The organism is Rhodoplanes azumiensis (genome assembly GCF_042682915.1).
Taxonomy (GTDB): Bacteria; Pseudomonadota; Alphaproteobacteria; order Rhizobiales; family Xanthobacteraceae; genus Rhodoplanes; species Rhodoplanes azumiensis.
This window is the reverse complement of sequence record NZ_JBHUIW010000029.1, coordinates 49,910-66,288: the sequence shown is the minus strand read 5'-3', so window position 1 is coordinate 66,288 and position 16,379 is coordinate 49,910. Positions and strand designations below refer to the sequence as shown.

General features: G+C 70.9%; 13 protein-coding genes and 1 riboswitch. Of the genes, 4 read left to right on the top strand and 9 right to left on the bottom strand.

Going from position 1 to position 16,379, the window contains the following annotated elements; translation table 11 throughout:
• Positions 1–398: 398 nt before the first annotated feature.
• Positions 399–1,505, bottom strand: a complete 1,107-nt coding sequence (locus ACFSOX_RS20520; RefSeq protein WP_378479687.1) for a 2'-deoxycytidine 5'-triphosphate deaminase — start codon at positions 1,503–1,505, stop codon at positions 399–401.
• A 116-nt stretch (positions 1,506–1,621) separates the two neighbouring features.
• Positions 1,622–1,701, top strand: a riboswitch (SAM riboswitch).
• A gap of 53 nt (positions 1,702–1,754) precedes the next feature.
• Here ACFSOX_RS20520 and ACFSOX_RS20515 point away from each other — a divergent pair.
• The gene (locus ACFSOX_RS20515; protein ID WP_378479686.1) at positions 1,755–2,963 is read left to right on the top strand and encodes an O-succinylhomoserine sulfhydrylase; all 1,209 of its coding nucleotides are present in this window, start codon (positions 1,755–1,757) and stop codon (positions 2,961–2,963) included.
• A 193-nt stretch (positions 2,964–3,156) separates the two neighbouring features.
• On the opposite strand, the gene mepA is transcribed toward ACFSOX_RS20515, so the two are convergent.
• The 4 genes from mepA to ACFSOX_RS20495 are packed head-to-tail and all read right to left on the bottom strand — an operon-like array spanning position 3,157 to position 7,101.
• Entirely contained in the window at positions 3,157–4,107 is a 951-nt protein-coding gene (gene mepA / locus ACFSOX_RS20510; protein ID WP_378479685.1) for a penicillin-insensitive murein endopeptidase, read from the bottom strand.
• Positions 4,108–4,162: 55 nt separating this feature from the next.
• On the bottom strand, positions 4,163–5,065 hold the full coding sequence (locus tag ACFSOX_RS20505; RefSeq protein WP_378479684.1) for an NAD-dependent epimerase/dehydratase family protein: 903 nt from the start codon (positions 5,063–5,065) through the stop codon (positions 4,163–4,165).
• 30 nt (positions 5,066–5,095) lie between these two features.
• Positions 5,096–6,412: a tRNA epoxyqueuosine(34) reductase QueG gene (gene queG / locus ACFSOX_RS20500; protein WP_378479689.1), complete on the bottom strand. Its 1,317-nt coding sequence runs from the start codon at positions 6,410–6,412 to the stop codon at positions 5,096–5,098.
• Entirely contained in the window at positions 6,409–7,101 is a 693-nt protein-coding gene (locus ACFSOX_RS20495) for a glutathione S-transferase family protein (protein WP_111360073.1), read from the bottom strand. Before ACFSOX_RS20495 ends, queG begins: the two co-directional genes overlap by 4 nt.
• A 369-nt stretch (positions 7,102–7,470) precedes the next feature.
• On the opposite strand from ACFSOX_RS20495, the gene ACFSOX_RS20490 reads away from it, so the two are divergent.
• Positions 7,471–8,277, top strand: coding sequence for an undecaprenyl-diphosphate phosphatase (locus ACFSOX_RS20490; RefSeq protein ID WP_378479683.1), 807 nt, complete (start codon positions 7,471–7,473; stop codon positions 8,275–8,277).
• Positions 8,278–8,457: 180 nt separating this feature from the next.
• Complete coding sequence (locus tag ACFSOX_RS20485; protein ID WP_378479682.1) at positions 8,458–10,797, top strand: xanthine dehydrogenase family protein molybdopterin-binding subunit; 2,340 nt, start codon at positions 8,458–8,460, stop codon at positions 10,795–10,797.
• Positions 10,798–11,026: 229 nt separating this feature from the next.
• Here ACFSOX_RS20485 and ACFSOX_RS20480 read toward each other — a convergent pair whose 3' ends face one another.
• Both ACFSOX_RS20480 and ACFSOX_RS20475 read right to left on the bottom strand, forming a co-directional pair.
• Entirely contained in the window at positions 11,027–12,112 is a 1,086-nt protein-coding gene (locus ACFSOX_RS20480; protein WP_378479681.1) for a mannonate dehydratase, read from the bottom strand.
• 186 nt (positions 12,113–12,298) lie between these two features.
• Positions 12,299–13,009, bottom strand: coding sequence for a GntR family transcriptional regulator (locus tag ACFSOX_RS20475; protein ID WP_378479680.1), 711 nt, complete (start codon positions 13,007–13,009; stop codon positions 12,299–12,301).
• 209 nt (positions 13,010–13,218) lie between these two features.
• Here ACFSOX_RS20475 and ACFSOX_RS20470 point away from each other — a divergent pair, with 209 nt between their 5' ends.
• Complete coding sequence (locus ACFSOX_RS20470; protein WP_378479679.1) at positions 13,219–14,220, top strand: Bug family tripartite tricarboxylate transporter substrate binding protein; 1,002 nt, start codon at positions 13,219–13,221, stop codon at positions 14,218–14,220.
• A 231-nt stretch (positions 14,221–14,451) separates the two neighbouring features.
• Here ACFSOX_RS20470 and ACFSOX_RS20465 read toward each other — a convergent pair whose 3' ends face one another.
• Together ACFSOX_RS20465 and ACFSOX_RS20460 are read right to left on the bottom strand one after the other, a co-directional pair.
• Positions 14,452–15,276 carry a transporter substrate-binding domain-containing protein gene (locus ACFSOX_RS20465; RefSeq protein ID WP_378479678.1) on the bottom strand — a complete coding sequence of 275 codons (825 nt, stop codon included), beginning with the start codon at positions 15,274–15,276 and terminating at the stop codon, positions 14,452–14,454.
• A 189-nt stretch (positions 15,277–15,465) separates the two neighbouring features.
• Positions 15,466–16,257: an enoyl-CoA hydratase gene (locus ACFSOX_RS20460; protein ID WP_378479677.1), complete on the bottom strand. Its 792-nt coding sequence runs from the start codon at positions 16,255–16,257 to the stop codon at positions 15,466–15,468.
• Positions 16,258–16,379: the final 122 nt, after the last annotated feature.

The window sequence follows — 16,379 nt, the reverse complement described above, 5'->3', positions numbered from 1 at the left end:
TACTGCGCCCAGATCCTCGGACATCGGACGCGTTAACCTGGATTCGGAGCCCTGCGGCCATGGCGGACCCGCGGCCGGGCCGCGCCCGCCCCGCTCCTGTCTCGCGGGTGGCGCGATAGCGCGACAGGTCGTCCTTGAACGCGACATCGAGCGGTCAGCGCATCTCTCTACCCCCCCTTCCCCCGTGACCGCGGACCGCGCCGGCGACACGGTCGATGTCGAGGGGGGCGGACGCGACGTAGAGGCGGGTGCCGACGCTGCGGCGGTCCGCATGCGCGGTGCGCGGAAGGACGTCGACGACGATCTCGACGGCGGGGAACCGCGGCTTTCCCGGAGCGTGCGGGAGGGTGGTCGAAGGCGCGTTCCGCGGCCTTGGCCCCCCATCGGTTACGGCAACCTCACGCCCTGAAATGCTTCGACAGCTTGAGGCCCTGGGCCTGGTAGTTGGAACCGATGCCTTCGCCGTAGAGCTGGTCGGGCTGGGCCAGCATGTGCTCGTAGACGAGGCGACCGACCGTCTGGCCGTGCTCCAGGATGAACGGCACCTCGTGCGAACGGACCTCCAGAACGGCGCGCGAGCCGTGGCCGCCGGCCTCGTCGCAGCCGAAGCCGGGATCGAAGAAGCCGGCGTAGTGGACCCGGAACTCGCCGACCAGCGGGTCGAACGGCACCATCTCGGCGGCGAAGTCAGGCGGCACCGTCACGGCCTGCTTGGAGGCGAGGATATAGAACTCGTCCGGATCGAGGATGAGGGTCTTGCCGCGATTGGCACGCAGCGGCTCCCAATAGTCGGCGACGTCGTAGCGGGCGCGGCGGTCGACGTCGATCAGCCCGGTGTGGCGCTTGGCCCGGTAGCCGATCAGCCCGTCCGGCCCGAAGCCGGCGAGGTCGACCCCGACGGCGACGCCTTCGGCCAGATCCGCCCCCTCGTCGTCGACCAGGGTCTCGCGCTCCTGGAGATCGACGAGATCGTCGCCCGTCACCACCATACGGCCGCGGTGGAAGCGCATCTGCGACAGCCGTGAGCCCTCGCGCACCAGCACCGGGAAGGTGCGCGGGCTGATCTCCAGATAGAGCGGGCCGTGATAGCCGGGGTCGATGCGGTCGAAGGCGCGCGCCCCGTCGGTGATCACCCGGGTGAAGACGTCGAGCCGGCCCGTCGAGCTCTTCGGGTTGGCCGCGGCGCCGACATCGGCCGGCAGCTTGAGGCCCTCGATCAGCGGCACGATGTAGACGCAGCCGGTCTCCAGCACGGCGCCATCGCCGAGCGCGATCTCGTGCAGCTTGAGGAGGTCGATGCGCTCCGCCACGGTGGCGCGCGGCCCCGGCAGGAAGCTCGCCCGCACCCGATACGCGACCTCGCCGAGCCGAAGGTCGAGGCTCGCCGGCTGGATCTGGTCGTCGGCGAACGGGACGGCGGTGAGGATGCCGCCGGACGAGCCGAGCGCGGCGATCATCCGGTCGGGCAGGATGCCCCGGTCGGCAGGGCCGAAGGCGAGCGGCACGGACGCCTCCTCGATGCGCGCGCCGGCGACGGCCGGCGATACCCGAAAACGCGCGTAATCTTCGGTGTCTAGCGGATGGCCGGCTTGACGGAAAGGGCGCCTGCCGCTAAGAGCCCGCGTTATCCCGTGGTCATTTGAGCCGGCCGGCTTGCCGCCACGTTAAAGAAGGTTGCTAAAAGGCCGGGGACGCGCGCGCCCGGCCTGGATCTGTTCCGGCCGGGTTTTTTGTTGCCCGAGGAGGCCGCGTCGATGCCGTCCGATCAGAACTCCGTCCCTCCGTCGCCCGCCGACTGGCATCCGGAGACCCGGCTCGTCCAGGCCGGCACGCTGCGCTCGCAATTCGGCGAAACGTCGGAGGCGATGTTCCTCACGCAAGGCTTCGTCTACGGCAGCGCCGAGGAGTGCGAGGCGCGCTTCGCCGGCCCCTCCGGCGGGTTCCTCTACTCGCGCTTCTCCAACCCGACGGTCGCGATGCTGGAGAGCCGCATGGCGGCTTTCGAGGGGGCCGAGGCGGCGCGCGCCACGGCGAGCGGCATGGCGGCCGTCACGGCGGCGCTGGTCGGACCGGTGAAGGCGGGCGACCACGTGGTGGCGGCCAAGCAACTCTTCGGCTCCTGCCGCTGGATTCTCGAGGACTACCTGCCGCGCTTCGGCGTCGCCTCGACGCTGGTCGACGGCCGCGATCTCGACCAGTGGCGCACCGCCGTGCGGCCGAACACGCGGCTGTTCTTCTTGGAGAGCCCGACCAATCCGACCCTCGAGGTGATCGACATCGCCGCGGTCGCGCAGATCGCCCACGCGGCCGGCGCCGTGCTGGTGGTCGACAACGTGTTCGCGACCGCGGTGTGGCAGAGCCCGCTGACGCTCGGCGCCGACTGCGTCGTCTACTCGGCGACCAAGCACATCGACGGCCAGGGCCGCTGCATGGGCGGACTGATCCTGGCGTCCGAAAAGTTCGTCCAGGACCACGTCCACATGCTCTTGAGGCAGACCGGCCCGTGCCTGTCGCCGTTCAACGCCTGGGTGATGCTGAAGGGCCTGGAGACGCTGAACCTGCGGGTCGAGCGTCAGACGGCGACCGCCGCCGCCGTGGCCGACGCGCTCGCGGGCCATCCGAAGATCGAGCGGCTCGTGTACCCGGGTCGCGCCGACCATCCGCAGGCCGCGGTCGTGAAGAAGCAGATGCGCGGCGGCTCGACGCTGGTCGCCTTCGACGTCGCCGGCGGCAAGGCGGGTTCGTTCCGCTTCATGAACGCGCTGAAGCTCTGCGCCATCACCAACAATCTCGGCGACTCCAAGAGCCTCGTGACGCATCCGGCGATCACGACGCATCAGCGGCTCACCGCCGCGGAGCGCGCCGATCTCGGCATCGGCGACGGCCTGATCCGCTTCTCGGCCGGCCTCGAGCACCCGGACGACGTGGTCGGCGATCTGCTGCAGGCGCTGGAGAAGGTGTGACGAACTCGGTCGTTCCGGGCGCCTGCGACGATCGTTCCCTCCCCCCTTGTGGGGGAGGGACAGGGAGGGGGGTGCAGCGCCAGCGTTGTGCCGCGGGGCTTACCCCCCTCTCCACCTCTCCCCCACAAGGGGGGAGAGAGCAGGCGGTGCCGTGTGGCCAAGCATCAAATCGGCGGCGATAGGCGCAAAAAAGCTACGGCGACTGCAGCACCACGCGGCAGGCGGGCGGGAGATCGGCGAGCGTCGGGCCGGGGCGCGGCTTCGGCGGCTCCTTGGGGGGCGGCGGATGCAGGACCGACTCCTGGAACCACCAGTCGAGCTCGTGGCCGCAGCCGTCGCCGGCCGGCACCGGCGGCTGCGGCTTGCAGTCGGCGTCACCGGCCGGACAGACGATACGGACATGGAAGTGATAGTCGTGCCCCCAATAGGGCCGCACCTTGTTGAGCCAGCCGCGGTCGGCGCCGGCGTCACGGCACAGCGCCTTCTTGATCGCCGCGTTGACGAAGATGCGCTCGACCCCGGGCAGGTTGGCGGCGGTGCGGATGACGCCGACATGGCCGCTCGTCCACACGGCGGGGTCGACGTCCTTGCGGTCGCGCGCCACCACCATGGTGGCCGACATCTCCTCGCGTTCCTGGCGGGTCAGCTCCCGGTCCGGCATCGGGGTGAGCCAGATGTCGGCATCGAGCCCGACCTGATGGCTGGCGTGACCGGTGAGCATCGGGCCGCCGCGCGGCTGCGACAGATCGCCGACCAGGAGTCCCGGCCAGCCGGCCTTGCGGGCGTCGACCGCCAGCCGCTCCAGCATGTCGATCAGGTTCGGATGGCCCCAGTTCCGGTTACGTGACAGCCGCATGACCTGCCAGGCCGGCCCGTTGACGGGCAGCGCGATGCCGCCGGCGAGGCACCCCTTCGAGTAGAAGCCGATCGCCCGCGCCTGCAGCGACGACGGCGTCGTCTTGCGGCCGAAGAGCTGCTTGGCCGGCGTCTTCGGATCGTTCGGATCGGCGAGCGGCGGCAGCGGCTTCGGATCGAGCGTGCCCTTGTCCTGCGCGGCCGCCGGAGCGGCGAGCAGGATCAGGGCGGCGACGGCCACGAGCATCGCAGCGGGAGCGGCAGCGGGGGCGAGGCGATTCGCGATCATGCGCGAAGTTGTATCGCAACTTCGTCACAGCCGGAACCGCGGCGCCCAGCCCTCCTCACGCCGGCTGGCGCGCCGCGAAATCGGCCCGCAGCCCCTCCCGATAGGTCGGGTAGCGCAGGGTGACGCCGAGCTCCTTCTTGAGCTTGTCGGTCTTGGCGCGCTTGCACTCGGCGTAGAAGCTCGCGGCCATCGGGGGGAGATGTTTGACGGCCTCCTCGAACGGCCATTCGGGCGGCGGCTCGCGGCCCAGCAGCTCGGCCGCGAAGACGACCGGGTCGCCGGGCGGGGTCGGCTCGTCGTCGGCGACGTTGAAGGCGCCGCGGGCGCGCTTGTCGAACGCCGCCTCGATCGCCTGCGCGATGTCGACCACGTGGATGCGATTGAACACCTGGCCCGGCTTGACGATGCGCCAGGCGCGGCCCTTCTCCATGTTGACGATGGCGTTCTGGCCCGGGCCGTAGATGCCGGCGAGCCGCAGGCTCGCGACCGGAACGCCGGTGCGCGCGCCGAGCGCCATCCAGGCCGCCTCCTGCTCGACCCGGGCGCGGTTGCGGACGCCGACCGGACGCAGCTCCGCCGTCTCGTCCACCCAGGCACCGCCGTGGTCGCCATAGACGCCGAGCGTCGAGAGCAGGACGATGCTCTTCAACGTGCCGGCCTGCGCGGCCGCGGCGATCGTGTCACCCAGCACGGCGAGGACGGGGTCGCCGGTCTCGGTCGGCGGCGCCGAGATCAGGATGGCGTCGGCCTCGCGCACCGCCTCGATCAGCTCGGCCGAGGCCGTCGTGCCGTCGAACACCAGCACCTCGACCTCGCGCCCGCCGTAGTGGCGCGCCGCGTGGTCGGCGGCACTCTCGGCCGTGCGGGTGGTGCCGACGATGCGGTCGAAGCGCCCGCCATGGGCCGCGACCCAGTGCTGCGCGCTGTAGCCGAACCCGAAGCAGATCAGCGTGGTCATGCGTGACTCCAGTCCAGAATTCCGACCACCTTAACCTCTCCCCGCGCGCGGGGAGAGGTCGGAGGTCGCGCCGGCAGGCGCGGCCTCCGGGTGAGGGGGCGTCTCCGTATCCTCGCAGCGCCCGCTCACCCGTCGCCCTTCGGGCGTCGACCTCTCCCCGCACGCGGGGAGAGGTGAATGGGAATCGCTTTGTGAGACACCGAGCGTCCATTCTTCCCGCACTTGTGGGTCGGTCTCGTCGGCGCGATGGCGAGCGGCCAACGCGGAAAAGTCATCCCCTGGCAGCAGCCGCGACAGCGCCCAGATGGCGGCGCCACGCACCAGGGGCGAGGCGTCGGCGAGGCGGGCCTGCGCGACGTCGACGAGCGCCGCGTCGCCACTGTTGCCGATCGCGATCATCACGTTGCGCACGACACGATCGCGCCCGGTGCGCTTGATCGCGGTCTTGCGGAACAGCTCCCGGAAGGCCGGGTCGTCGAGCCCGGCCAGCTCAGCGAGCGACGGCGCGTTCAGCGCCTCGCGGGCGGCGAGCTTCGCGTCGCGGCCGGCCTGGGCGAACTTGTTCCACGGGCAGGCGGCCAGACAGTCGTCGCAGCCGTAGATGCGGTTGCCGAGTTTTTCGCGCAGTTCGTGCGGGATCGGGCCTTTGTGCTCGATGGTGAGATACGACACGCAGCGCCGCGCATCGAGCCGGGAGGGCGCCACGAAGGCGTCGGTCGGGCAGGCGTCGAGGCAGGCCCGGCAAGTGCCGCAATGGTCGTCCGCCGGCACGTCGGGCGGCAGCGGCAGGGTCGTGAACAGGGCGCCGAGGAACAGCCAGGAGCCGAAGTCGCGCGAGACCAGATTGGTGTGCCGGCCCTGCCAGCCGAGCCCGCCGGCGGCGGCGAGCGGTTTCTCCATCACGGCCGCGGTGTCGACGAACACTTTCGCGTCGCCGCCGGCGACGCCGATCAGCCAGCGGGCCAGCGCCTTCAGGCGCGGCTTGATCACCTCGTGATAGTCGTCGCCGCGGGCATAGACCGAGATCGCCCCCCGGTCGCGCCGCGCCAGCACATCCCGCGGGTCGCACTCGGGTCCGTAGTTGACGCCGAGCATGATGACGGCGTTCACGTCCGCCCACAGGCCGCGTGGTGACGTGCGACGCTCCGGCCGGTCGGCGAGCCAGTCCATGTCGCCGTGCATCCCGGCGGCCAGGAACGCTCGAAAGCGCGCGCCGGCGTCCCCGATCGCATCGGGCGCCGCGACCGCTGCGGCGTCGAAGCCGAGCGTCTTCGCCTCGGCCCGCAGCGCCGCCACCAGCACCGTCAGGTCGGGCGCGGACGATTCGGGCGCCGACGAGTCCGTCAGAAGTCGAGGTCGGCGTAGGTCTTGGACGGGGCGATCCCGGCGTGCATCTCGACCAGGAGCGGCCGGAACGAGGGGCGCGACTTCACCCGCGCGTACCAGGTCTTCGCCGATTCGTCCTCGTGCCACGGCACATCGCCCAGATAGTCGACCGACGAGAGATGCGCGGCGGCCGCGAGATCCGCATAGGTCATGCGCGGTCCGGCGAGCCAGTCGCGGGTGCGCACCAGCCAGCCGATATAGGCGAGATGATAGCGGATGTTGGAGAGCGCCGCACGGATCGCGTCGATGTCGGGCGAGCCGCCGCCCTGCTTCACCGTCATGTGGCGCTTGAACACCCGCTCAAGCACCAAGGGGCCCGACACCTCGGTGTGGAACTTCTCCAGGAACCACATGGTCAGCCGCCGCACCTCGATGCGGGCCGCCATCTCCTGCGGCAGCAGCCGGTGCTCGCCGAGCCCGCTGCCGCGGGTCTCGTCGAGATATTCGGCGATCATGGCCGGGTGCGCGACGGGCGGGCGGCCGTCCTCCACCAGCACCGGGGTGGTGCCGGCCGGGTTGATCACCAAAAACTCCTGGCGGCGGTCCCACGGCCGCTCGTCGGCGAGGTTGGGCACCACGCCGTACTCGCCGAGCGCGATCCGGACGAATCGCGACTGCGGGCACAACGGCTGATGAAACAGCGTCAACATCATGGACTTGCGTGAACCGAGACCTGCGTGGCCGAAACCGGCGTGAGCCAATCGAGACGCGCGCCGGACCGACCCGACGCAAATGCATGCCCGAGCGAACTTGCCGCCCCGGCCGCCGACGGGCAAGCCCCCCGGCGGACATTCTCGGCCGGTACGGTTTCCGTGGCCACGGCTCGACCCGGCCCCCGACCGCCCGGCGGGTTCCCCGCTCATGCCGCCTCAATGCGGTGAATTCCAGGCGCCCCCGGCGTGCGGCCGGCCGGACCGCCCGTCCCCGGCCCATTGCCGCCTTGCCGGCCGGGGCCGGTATCTGCGACAAGCGCGCAGCCGTTCGCGGGCCCCGCCCGCCCGTCTGGTCCGGAGCCCCGCATGCTGCTCGATCTGTTCAAGGCCGCCTTCCTCGGCTTCGTCGAGGGATTGACCGAATACCTGCCGGTGTCGTCCACCGGCCACCTCCTCCTGGTCGAGCACTTCTTCGGCTTCGACGACGAGGACTTCGGCAAGACCTTCGCGGTGCTGATCCAGCTCGGCGCCATCATGGCGCTGCTGTCGATCTACTTCCGCAAGCTCCTGCTGCTCGCCACCCACTTCTTCTCCGACGAGTACGCCCGCCGCTTCGTTCTCGGCGTGCTGATCGCCTTCCTGCCCGCCGCGATCGTCGGGGCGATCGCCCACGGCTTCATCAAGTCGGTTCTGTTCAACCCGTGGATCATCTGCTTTTCGCTGATCGCCGGGGCGGCCGTGCTGTATCTGGTCGACCATCTCGACCTGAAGCCGCGCTACGACGAGGCGACCGAGTTCCCCCTCAAGGTGTATCTCGGCATCGGGCTGATCCAGTGCGTGTCGATGATCCCGGGCGTGTCGCGCGCCGGCGCCACCATCGTGGGCGCCATGCTGCTCGGCGCCGACCGGCGCTCCGCCGCGGAGTTCTCGTTCTGGCTGGCGATGCCGACCATGGTCGGCGCTTTCGCCTACGACCTCTACAAGAACGGCGGCCAGATGAGCTCCAGCAACCTGATCCTGGTGGCGGTCGGCTTCGTCGCCTCCTTCGTGTTCGGCTGGATCGTGGTGAAGACCTTCCTCGGCTTCGTCGCCCGCCACGGCTTCGGCCTGTTCGTCTGGTGGCGCGTCGCGGTCGGCACGCTCGGCCTGATCGGCCTCGCCTTGTTCGGCTGAGCGTGGCCCGTGACAGAGCCGCGTCGTCGCCGGGCTTGACCCGGCGACCCATCGTCCTTCGAAATAGCGTGGTCGCGTGCCGGATGGATGCGCGGGGCGAGCCCGCGCATGACGAACCATGCGCGTGACGCACGGCCGTCGATCGACGCCGGACATACAAGGTAGACGAAGGCACCCCCGATGGACGACACGACGGCGCGCGCGGCTCTCCGACGATACCGGGTCGAGGACGCGCCGCTGCTGCGCGGGGCCGGCCGCTTCGTCGCCGACGCGGCGCTGCCCGGGCAGGCCTACGGGGTCTTCGTGCGGTCGCCGCACGCCCATGCGGTGGTGACCGGCATCGACGCGAGCGCCGCGCGCGCCGTGCCGGGCGTGCTCGGCGTCTTCACGGCGGACGACATGGCGGCCGCCGGGGTCGGAACGCTCGCCGCCCACATGCCGATGCGGGGCGCGAGCGGGCCGCTCGTGATGCCGTTCCGCCCCTCGCTCGCCGCGACCGCGATGCATGCCGGCGAGCCGGTCGCCCTCGTCGTCGCCGAGACGGCGCTCGCCGCCCAGGACGCCGCCGATTTCGTCGTGGTCGACTACGCGGAGCGGCCCGCCGTGGTCGACGTGCAGCGCGCCGCCGCGCCCGGAGCGCCGCAGCTGTGGCCCGAGGCACCCGGCAACATCGCCCTCGACTGGCAGTTCCCGACCGCGGCGGACGGCGGCGACCCGGCCGCCGTCGACGCCGCGATCGCCGCCGCGGCACACGTCGCCCGCGTCGGCCACGTCAATCAGCGCATCATGGTCGCCAGCATGGAGCCGCGCGGCGCCACGGCCTCTTACGACGCCGCGACCGACTGTTATCTGCTCCGCGTCTGCACCCAGGGCGCCCGGCCGATCCGCGACCACATGGCCCGCATCCTCGGCATCGATCCCGGCAAGCTGCGGGTGATCACCGAGGATGTCGGCGGCGCCTTCGGCATGAAGAGCTCGCCCTATCCGGAGTATCCGGCGCTCTGCGTGGCGGCGAAGCGGCTCGAGCGGCCCGTGCATTGGATGTCGACCCGCTCGGAGGCGTTCCTCACCGACGCGCATGCGCGCGACTCGATCCTCGAAGGCGAGCTCGCGGTCGATGCGGACGGCCGATTCACGGCGCTGCGGCTGCGCAGCCTCGTCAATCTCGGCGCCTATGTGGGGCAGGTCGCGGCGTTCCTCGCCACTGTCAACTTCGCCCGCTGCGTGCCCGGCATGTACGCGATCCCGCGGGTCGACATCGCGGTGCGCTGCGTGTTCTCCAACACGACGCCGACGGCGCCCTATCGCGGCGCCGGCCGGCCGGAGGCGAACTATCTGATCGAGCGCCTGGTCGACGAGGCGGCCCGCCTCACCGGGATCGCGCCGGACGAGATCCGCCGCCGCAACCTGGTGCCGGCGGACGCGATTCCGTACCGGACGCCGGTCGGCACCGTGTTCGACAGCGGCAACTTTCCGGCCGTGTTCGAGAAGGCGCTGGCGCTCGCCGACCATGCGGGCCGCGACGCCCGCAAGGCCGAGGCGAGGACGCGCGGAAGACTGCGCGGCGTCGGGCTCTCCTGCATGGTCGAGCACGCCGGCGGCGTGCCGACCGAGGGCGCCGGACTGCTCTTTCCGGGCGACGGCACCGTGGTGCTGGCGCTCGGCGCCCAGGCCACCGGTCAGGGCCACGCGACGATTTTTCCACGCGTGCTGAGCGAGAGGCTCGGCGTGCCGCTCGACAAGATTAGATATTCGGGCGGCGACAGCGACAACGGCGTGATCAGCAACTCCTCGGTCGCCTCGCGCACGACGAGCGCGGCCGGCGCCGCCCTGGTGAAGGCCGTCGCGGTGGTGCTGGAGAAGGGCCGGAAGATCGCCGCCGACGCACTGGAGACGGCCGAGGCCGACATCGTCTATGCGGCCGGCGATTTCTCTATCGCCGGCACCGACCGACGCATTTCGCTCTTCGAGGTGGCGGACATGGCGGCGCAGAAGAAGGCCGCGGGCGAGAGCGAGGACGATCTCGACACACGGGTCGCGACCGACACGCCGCAAAACTTTCCGAACGGCTGCCACGTCGCCGAGGTGGAGATCGATCCGCAGACCGGGGCGCTGGCGATCGTGCGCTACACGGCGGTCGACGATTGCGGCGTGGTGCTCGACCACGTGCTGGTCGAGGGGCAGCTCCACGGCGCACTGGCGCAGGGGCTCGGCCAGGCCGTGATGGAGCGCGCCGTCTACGACCTCGACTCGGGCCAGCTCGTCACCGGCTCGTTCCAGGACTACGCGATGCCGCGCGCCGCCGACATGCCGCCGGTCGTCTCGGCCGAGGCGAACACACCGGCGACGACCAACCCGCTCGGCGTCAAGGGCGTCGGCGAGGCCGGCACGACGGGCTCGCTCGCCGCCGTGATGAACGCGATCGCCGACGCCATCCCGACCCCGGCCGGCATCCGCATGGACATGCCGGCCACCCCGGAGAAGATCTGGGCCGCCTGCCGGGGGATGGGGGAAGGTTGATCTGATAAGATCTGACGAGATCAGATCTGATCGGAGCCGCATCCTCACCGCTCCCCGCGCGCGGGGAGAGGTCGACATTCGCGCGTTCCGCGCGGATGTCGGGGGAGGGGGCGTCGCCGCGAGTCTGAGCTTTACGGAAGCGCCCCCTCACCCCGACCCTCTCCCCGCACGCGGGGAGAGGGAGCGCCGGCGCCTCGCCGAGACACTTTCGCTACGTTGGAAGGGCCGCTCACGCCGCCTGCAGCAGCGCCTTGGTGTAGCCGAGCGCGAAGGCGAAGAAGCGCTCGCGGCCGGGGTCGAGGTCGGACAGCGGCACGTGGTCGGGGCAGAGAATCCCGTCGTAGCCCACCTCGCGATAGGCGCGGATGCAGGCCGCCATGTCGACCGTGCCCTCGTCCGGCATCGCCTCGCGGAAGTCGAGATAGCCGCCCGTGATGTTGCGGAAGTGGACCATGAAGATGCGCTTCTGCGGCCCGAAGGTGCGGATCGCCTCCAGCACCGTGGCGGTCGGGTCGATCGACATCTCGGCGATGGTGCCCTGGCAGAAGTTGAAACCGTGGCACGGGCTCTCCGGCGCCAGCGCCACGAAGCGCCGCATCCCGTCGAGCGAGCCGAGCACGTGATGGACGCCGTTGAGGCCACCGGGCGGATAGGCCGGGTCGTGCGGATGGCAGGCGAGCTTCACACCCACCGCCTCGGCGGTCGGCAACAGCTCGGAGACCAGGAACGCGATCGCCCGCCAACCGTCGGCCTCGCTGATCGGGCCGGCGGCGCTCGCCATCACCTGCCCGCAGGTCTCGGGCGCGCCCTGCCGATCGACGGGTGACACCCCGCCACCGCCGTTTCCTTCGCCGTCCTCGGGCAGCACCGTGCCCCAGTAGGAGAAGCGTGCATCCGCCTCGGGCCGGTAGTCGGCCGCCCGGAAGGCACTGCACTGCATGCCGCCGCGGCCCTCGACCATGCCGGTGCGGGTGATGCCGACCATCGCGACCGTGTATTTGAGCAGCGGCACGCCGCCTTCGGCGGCGGCCCGGATGTGCTGGCGCAGCCGCGCCGCGGTCTCCTTCGCCCTGTCGGGGGCGCGGAGGCTGTCGAGCAGCAGCGAGCCGACGTCGAGCGCCATGCCGTCGAGCCGCATCCCGAAGCCTTCGATGCGCCGGCGCAGCGCCGCGACCTTCTGCGGGTTCCACGCGCCGTCGGCCTCGATCACCTCGAGGGCCGGGCGCGTGTCGATGACGATGCCGCGGCAGCCGAGCTGGGCGGAGAGGCGCAGCCGCGCGTCGGTCGGGGCGATGAGCTGCTCGCCGATATACATTTCGTGTCTCCCGGCTCGGCTTGTTCACACGTCTTCGCTCGATCAACTCGGTGGTCATTCCTTCCGGGGCGCGGCGAAGCCGCGAACTCGGAATCCAGCCGAGACTTCGGAACGCGTCGCTGGATTCCGAGTTCGCGGCTTCGCCGCGCCCCGGAATGACAGCGAGGTGGTCGCTTGGCACAGCGCTCAACCGCGGAAAAAGCCCGGATGGGCGGCCCGCAGCGTCTCGACATAGGCGAGCGAGCGGGCCAGGTGGTCGCGCACCCGCGCCTGCGCCTTCTCGGCATTGCCGGCGACGATCGCCTTGAGGATGCGGGCGTGGTCGCGCACCACCTCCTCGGCCTTGCCGCGCACCGGCAGATGCAGCCGGCGGATGCGGTCGATATGGCCGCAGCGCGACCGCACCAGGGAATCGAGATCGGGCGCGCCGGCGAGCTCGACGAGGCGCCGGTGGAAGGCGCGATCGAGCGTGTCGAAGCCGTCGAGATCGCCGGCGGCGGCACGCAGCGTCTGCGCGTCGAGGAGGGCGCGCAGCTCCGGCTCGAACTCCTTGTCGGGCAGCGCGGCGAGAAGGCGCACCGCCTCCTGCTCGACGGCGCGACGCAGGAACTGCGCCTGCCGGGCGGCGGCGACGTCGATCAGGCTCACCCGCGTGGCGCTCTGCGCCTTGATGTCGACGAGCCCCTCCTCGGCGAGCCGGGTCAGCGCGTCGCGCACCGGCGTCGAAGAGAGGCCGAAGCTCGCCTGCAGCTCCGCGCGGTTGATCGCGGCGCCCGGCGGCAGCGCCAGCGTCACGATCATCTGGCGCAGCCGCTCGTAGACGGTCGCGCCCGCCGGCAGGCGCGGCCCCGCCTCGTCCCCCGCGTCCCGGGCTGCGGTCAGGTCGACGATGCTCACGCGGGTCTCCTTCGTGCCGCGCCTTCGGCCGTTCGAATCGCCGTCCGGGCGCCTTTTGGCTCATAGGCACTGATGCACCAGTCTGTCAATCTGATGCACTACAGATTGACCCCTGACGGAGGCGCGCCTAACGAGGCGACCATGGCCGCCCTGCGACGCCCCGCGGGTCCGGCGGCCGAAGAACACGCGCGGGACCGTGGAGACGTCGCATGCCAAAGCTTCTCGTCGCCGTCGCACTGGCGCTCGCCGCCGCGCTCGGCACCGCCGCCGCCCAGGCCCCGGCGCCGCAGGCGGCCCCCGGCGGTGGCGCCCCGGCCTGGCCGACCAAGCAGGTCACGGTCGTGGTGCCGTTCACGGCCGGCGGCACCACCGACATGTTCGCCCGCATCTTCGCCAACGCGATGCAGCAGCGGACCGGCATCCCGTTCGTGGTGGAGAATCGGGCCGGCGCCGGCGGCAATATCGGCTCGAGCGTCGTCGCCCGCGCGCCGAAGGACGGCTACACGCTCCTGGTCGGCACGGTGTCGAGCCACTCGATCAACCAGTTCGTCTATAAAAACATGCCGCACGACCCGGAGACGGACTTCCAGCCGGTGTCGTTGTTCGCGACCCTGCCGAACCTCCTCGTCGTCAACCCGAAGCTCCCGGTGGCGACGGTCGCCGAGCTCGCGGACTATCTGAAGAAGAACCCGGACAAGCTGTCCTTCGGCTCCTCGGGGGTGGGCGCCTCCAACCATCTCGCCGGCGAATTGTTCAAGATCAGGACCGGCACGACGATGACGCACGTGCCGTATCGCAGCTCCAACGAGATCATGAACAACCTGATCGGCGGCCATATCGATCTCGCCTTCGACAACATGACGCTCGCCTGGCCGCAGGCGAAGGCCGGCACGGTGCGCCCGATCGCGGTGACCAGCCTGAAGCGCAGCCCGATCGCCCCCGACGTCCCGACCGTCGCCGAGACACTGCCGGGCTTCGACGCGACCTCGTGGCACGGCCTGTTCGCGCCGGCCGGCACGCCGCGCCCGATCGTCGACAAGCTCGCCGCCGACGTGAAGGCGATCTTCTCGACTCCCGAGGTGCAGACGACGCTCGCCGAGGTCGGCGCCGTCGCGGCGCCCAGCACGCCCGAGGCGTTCTCCGCCTTCATCGCGGCCGAGCGCAAGAAGTGGCAGGAGGTCGTGAAGGCGGCAGGCGTGCAGCAGCCGTGATCCGAGGCGCTGCTGACCAAAAGCCTCTCCGCCCAAGAGCCTCTCCCCGCTTGCGGGGAGAGGTCGGAGACCGCGCCATCAGCGCGGACTCCACTCCGTCCTCGTCCTGAGGGGTCCGCGCAGCGGGCCGTCTCGAAGGGCGGGGACGGCCACCGCGGGGGCCGCATGGTTCGAGACGCGGCCTTCGGCCGCTCCTCGCCATGAGGAGATGATCAGAACGCCGCTTGCCCCCTACTTCATCTCCGAGACCTGGGCGCCGCGCAGGCCGGCGCGCTGGACGGCACCAGCGACGAGGCCGTTCGCCTTCACCTCGGCCGTGAAGGCGCGCACCATCGGCAGGCCGGCCTCGCGGCCCTTGGGGATCGCGACGGCGTGACGCTCCATGCCCCAGCGACCGTCGAGAACCTTGGCGCCCGGCACCTTCTCGCCCATCTCGTAGAGGGTCGCCTTGTTGGTGGCGAAGGCGTCGATCTTGCCCTCCTTCAGCAACTCCGCGGCGAGCAGGACGGTTTCGACCCGCACGACCTCGGCAGTCTTCAGCTCGCGCGTCAGCACGCCGTCCGACGACGAGCCCTTGGTGACCCCGATCTTGACGCCCGGCTTGTCGACGGCGTCGACGGCCGTCACGGGCGCGTTCTCCCGCACCAGATAGCCGAGCTCGATGTCGAGATAAGCGGGGCCGAAATCCATCACCTTGGCGCGCGCCACCGAGGCGTTGGTGAAGGCGACGTCGACGGCGCCGCTCTGCACGGCTTCCAGCACCTCGGCGTTCTTCTTGAAGACCACCGGCTCGTAGGGCACGCCGAGCTTCTCGGCCAAGGCCTTGCCGAGCTCGTAGCCGACGCCGCGCGGCGACGCGCCGTTCTCGCCGGCCAGATACGAGGTCGGCGTGCCGGGGTAGAGCCCGGCGCGCAGCTTGCCGGACGGCGCCAGGACGGTCTTGAGGTCGGTCTTGAGGTCGGTCTTGACGTCCGGCTCGGCGAGCGCGAGCGGCGCGGCGGCGAACGCGGCGACCAACGCCAGGGATGCGAAGAGACGGCGGCTGACGGAAGCCATGGGCTCACCCGGAACGGCGACGCGCGGGGCGCGTGCGTGTCATGGAGGGAGGCGCAGTGTTCTGCATCCCCACCCTCGCCGCAAGAGATGTCGCAGGAGATCTCTTGCATGGCTCCCGTGCCGAACGGCACGCTCGATCTGCTTCGCAACTGCGAAGCGCACGGTGCGCCGCTCTTCGACGGCGCTCGTCTACCGCCCCTGAAAGTCCGGCTTGCGCTTCTCCATGAAGGCGCGGCGACCCTCGACGTAGTCCTGGCTGGCGAAACAGGCGTTGACCATCGCCTCGCAGCGGGTGAGGTCGCGCTCGGCGTCCGGCTTCGTGGCCTCTCCGACCGCCACTTTGGCGGCCGCGACCGTGAGCGGCGCGTTGCCGGCGATCGTGACGGCGTAGTCCTGCACGTAGGCGTCGAGATCGTCGGCCGCGACGACCCGGTTGACCAGCCCCATGCCGTGCGCCTCGGCGGCCGTGAACTGGCGCGCCGTGTAGAGGATCTCCTTGGCGTAGGCCGGCCCGACCAGATCGACGATCTTCTTCAGCCCCTTGTAGGCGTAGCCCAGCCCCAGCTTGGCGGCCGGCACGGCGAAGCGGGAATTGTCCGAGCAGATCCGAAGGTCGCAGCAGGTCGCGAGCCCGACGCCGCCGCCCAGGCACCAGCCGCGGATCTTGGCGATGGTCGGCTTCGGGTGGTCGGAGAGCAGCGTCGAGGCGCGGTCGACGGCGGCGTTGTAGCGCTCGTAGGCGGCCTGGCTCGCCCGCTCGTCCTCGAACTTGGAGATGTCGGCGCCCGACACGAAGGCCTTGCCACCGGCGCCGGTGAGCACCACGACGCGCACCTGCGGGTCGTTGGCGAAATCCTCCAGGATCGACCCGGCCGCCTCCCACATCTCCAGCGAGACGGCATTGTGGCGCTCCGGATTGTTGAACGTCATGGTGCCGATGCCGTCCGCGACGTTCGCCAGCATCGTGTCGGTCTCGGTCATCCTCTCCCCCTCGGATCGCTCCGGCGCCCCCGCCCGGCGGCCAGAGCCTACGGCGCTGCAGCATCCGGACAATTCCCGATGCCGGCCGGATTGTCCATCGCGGCCGCCGACCCGGCGGTCCG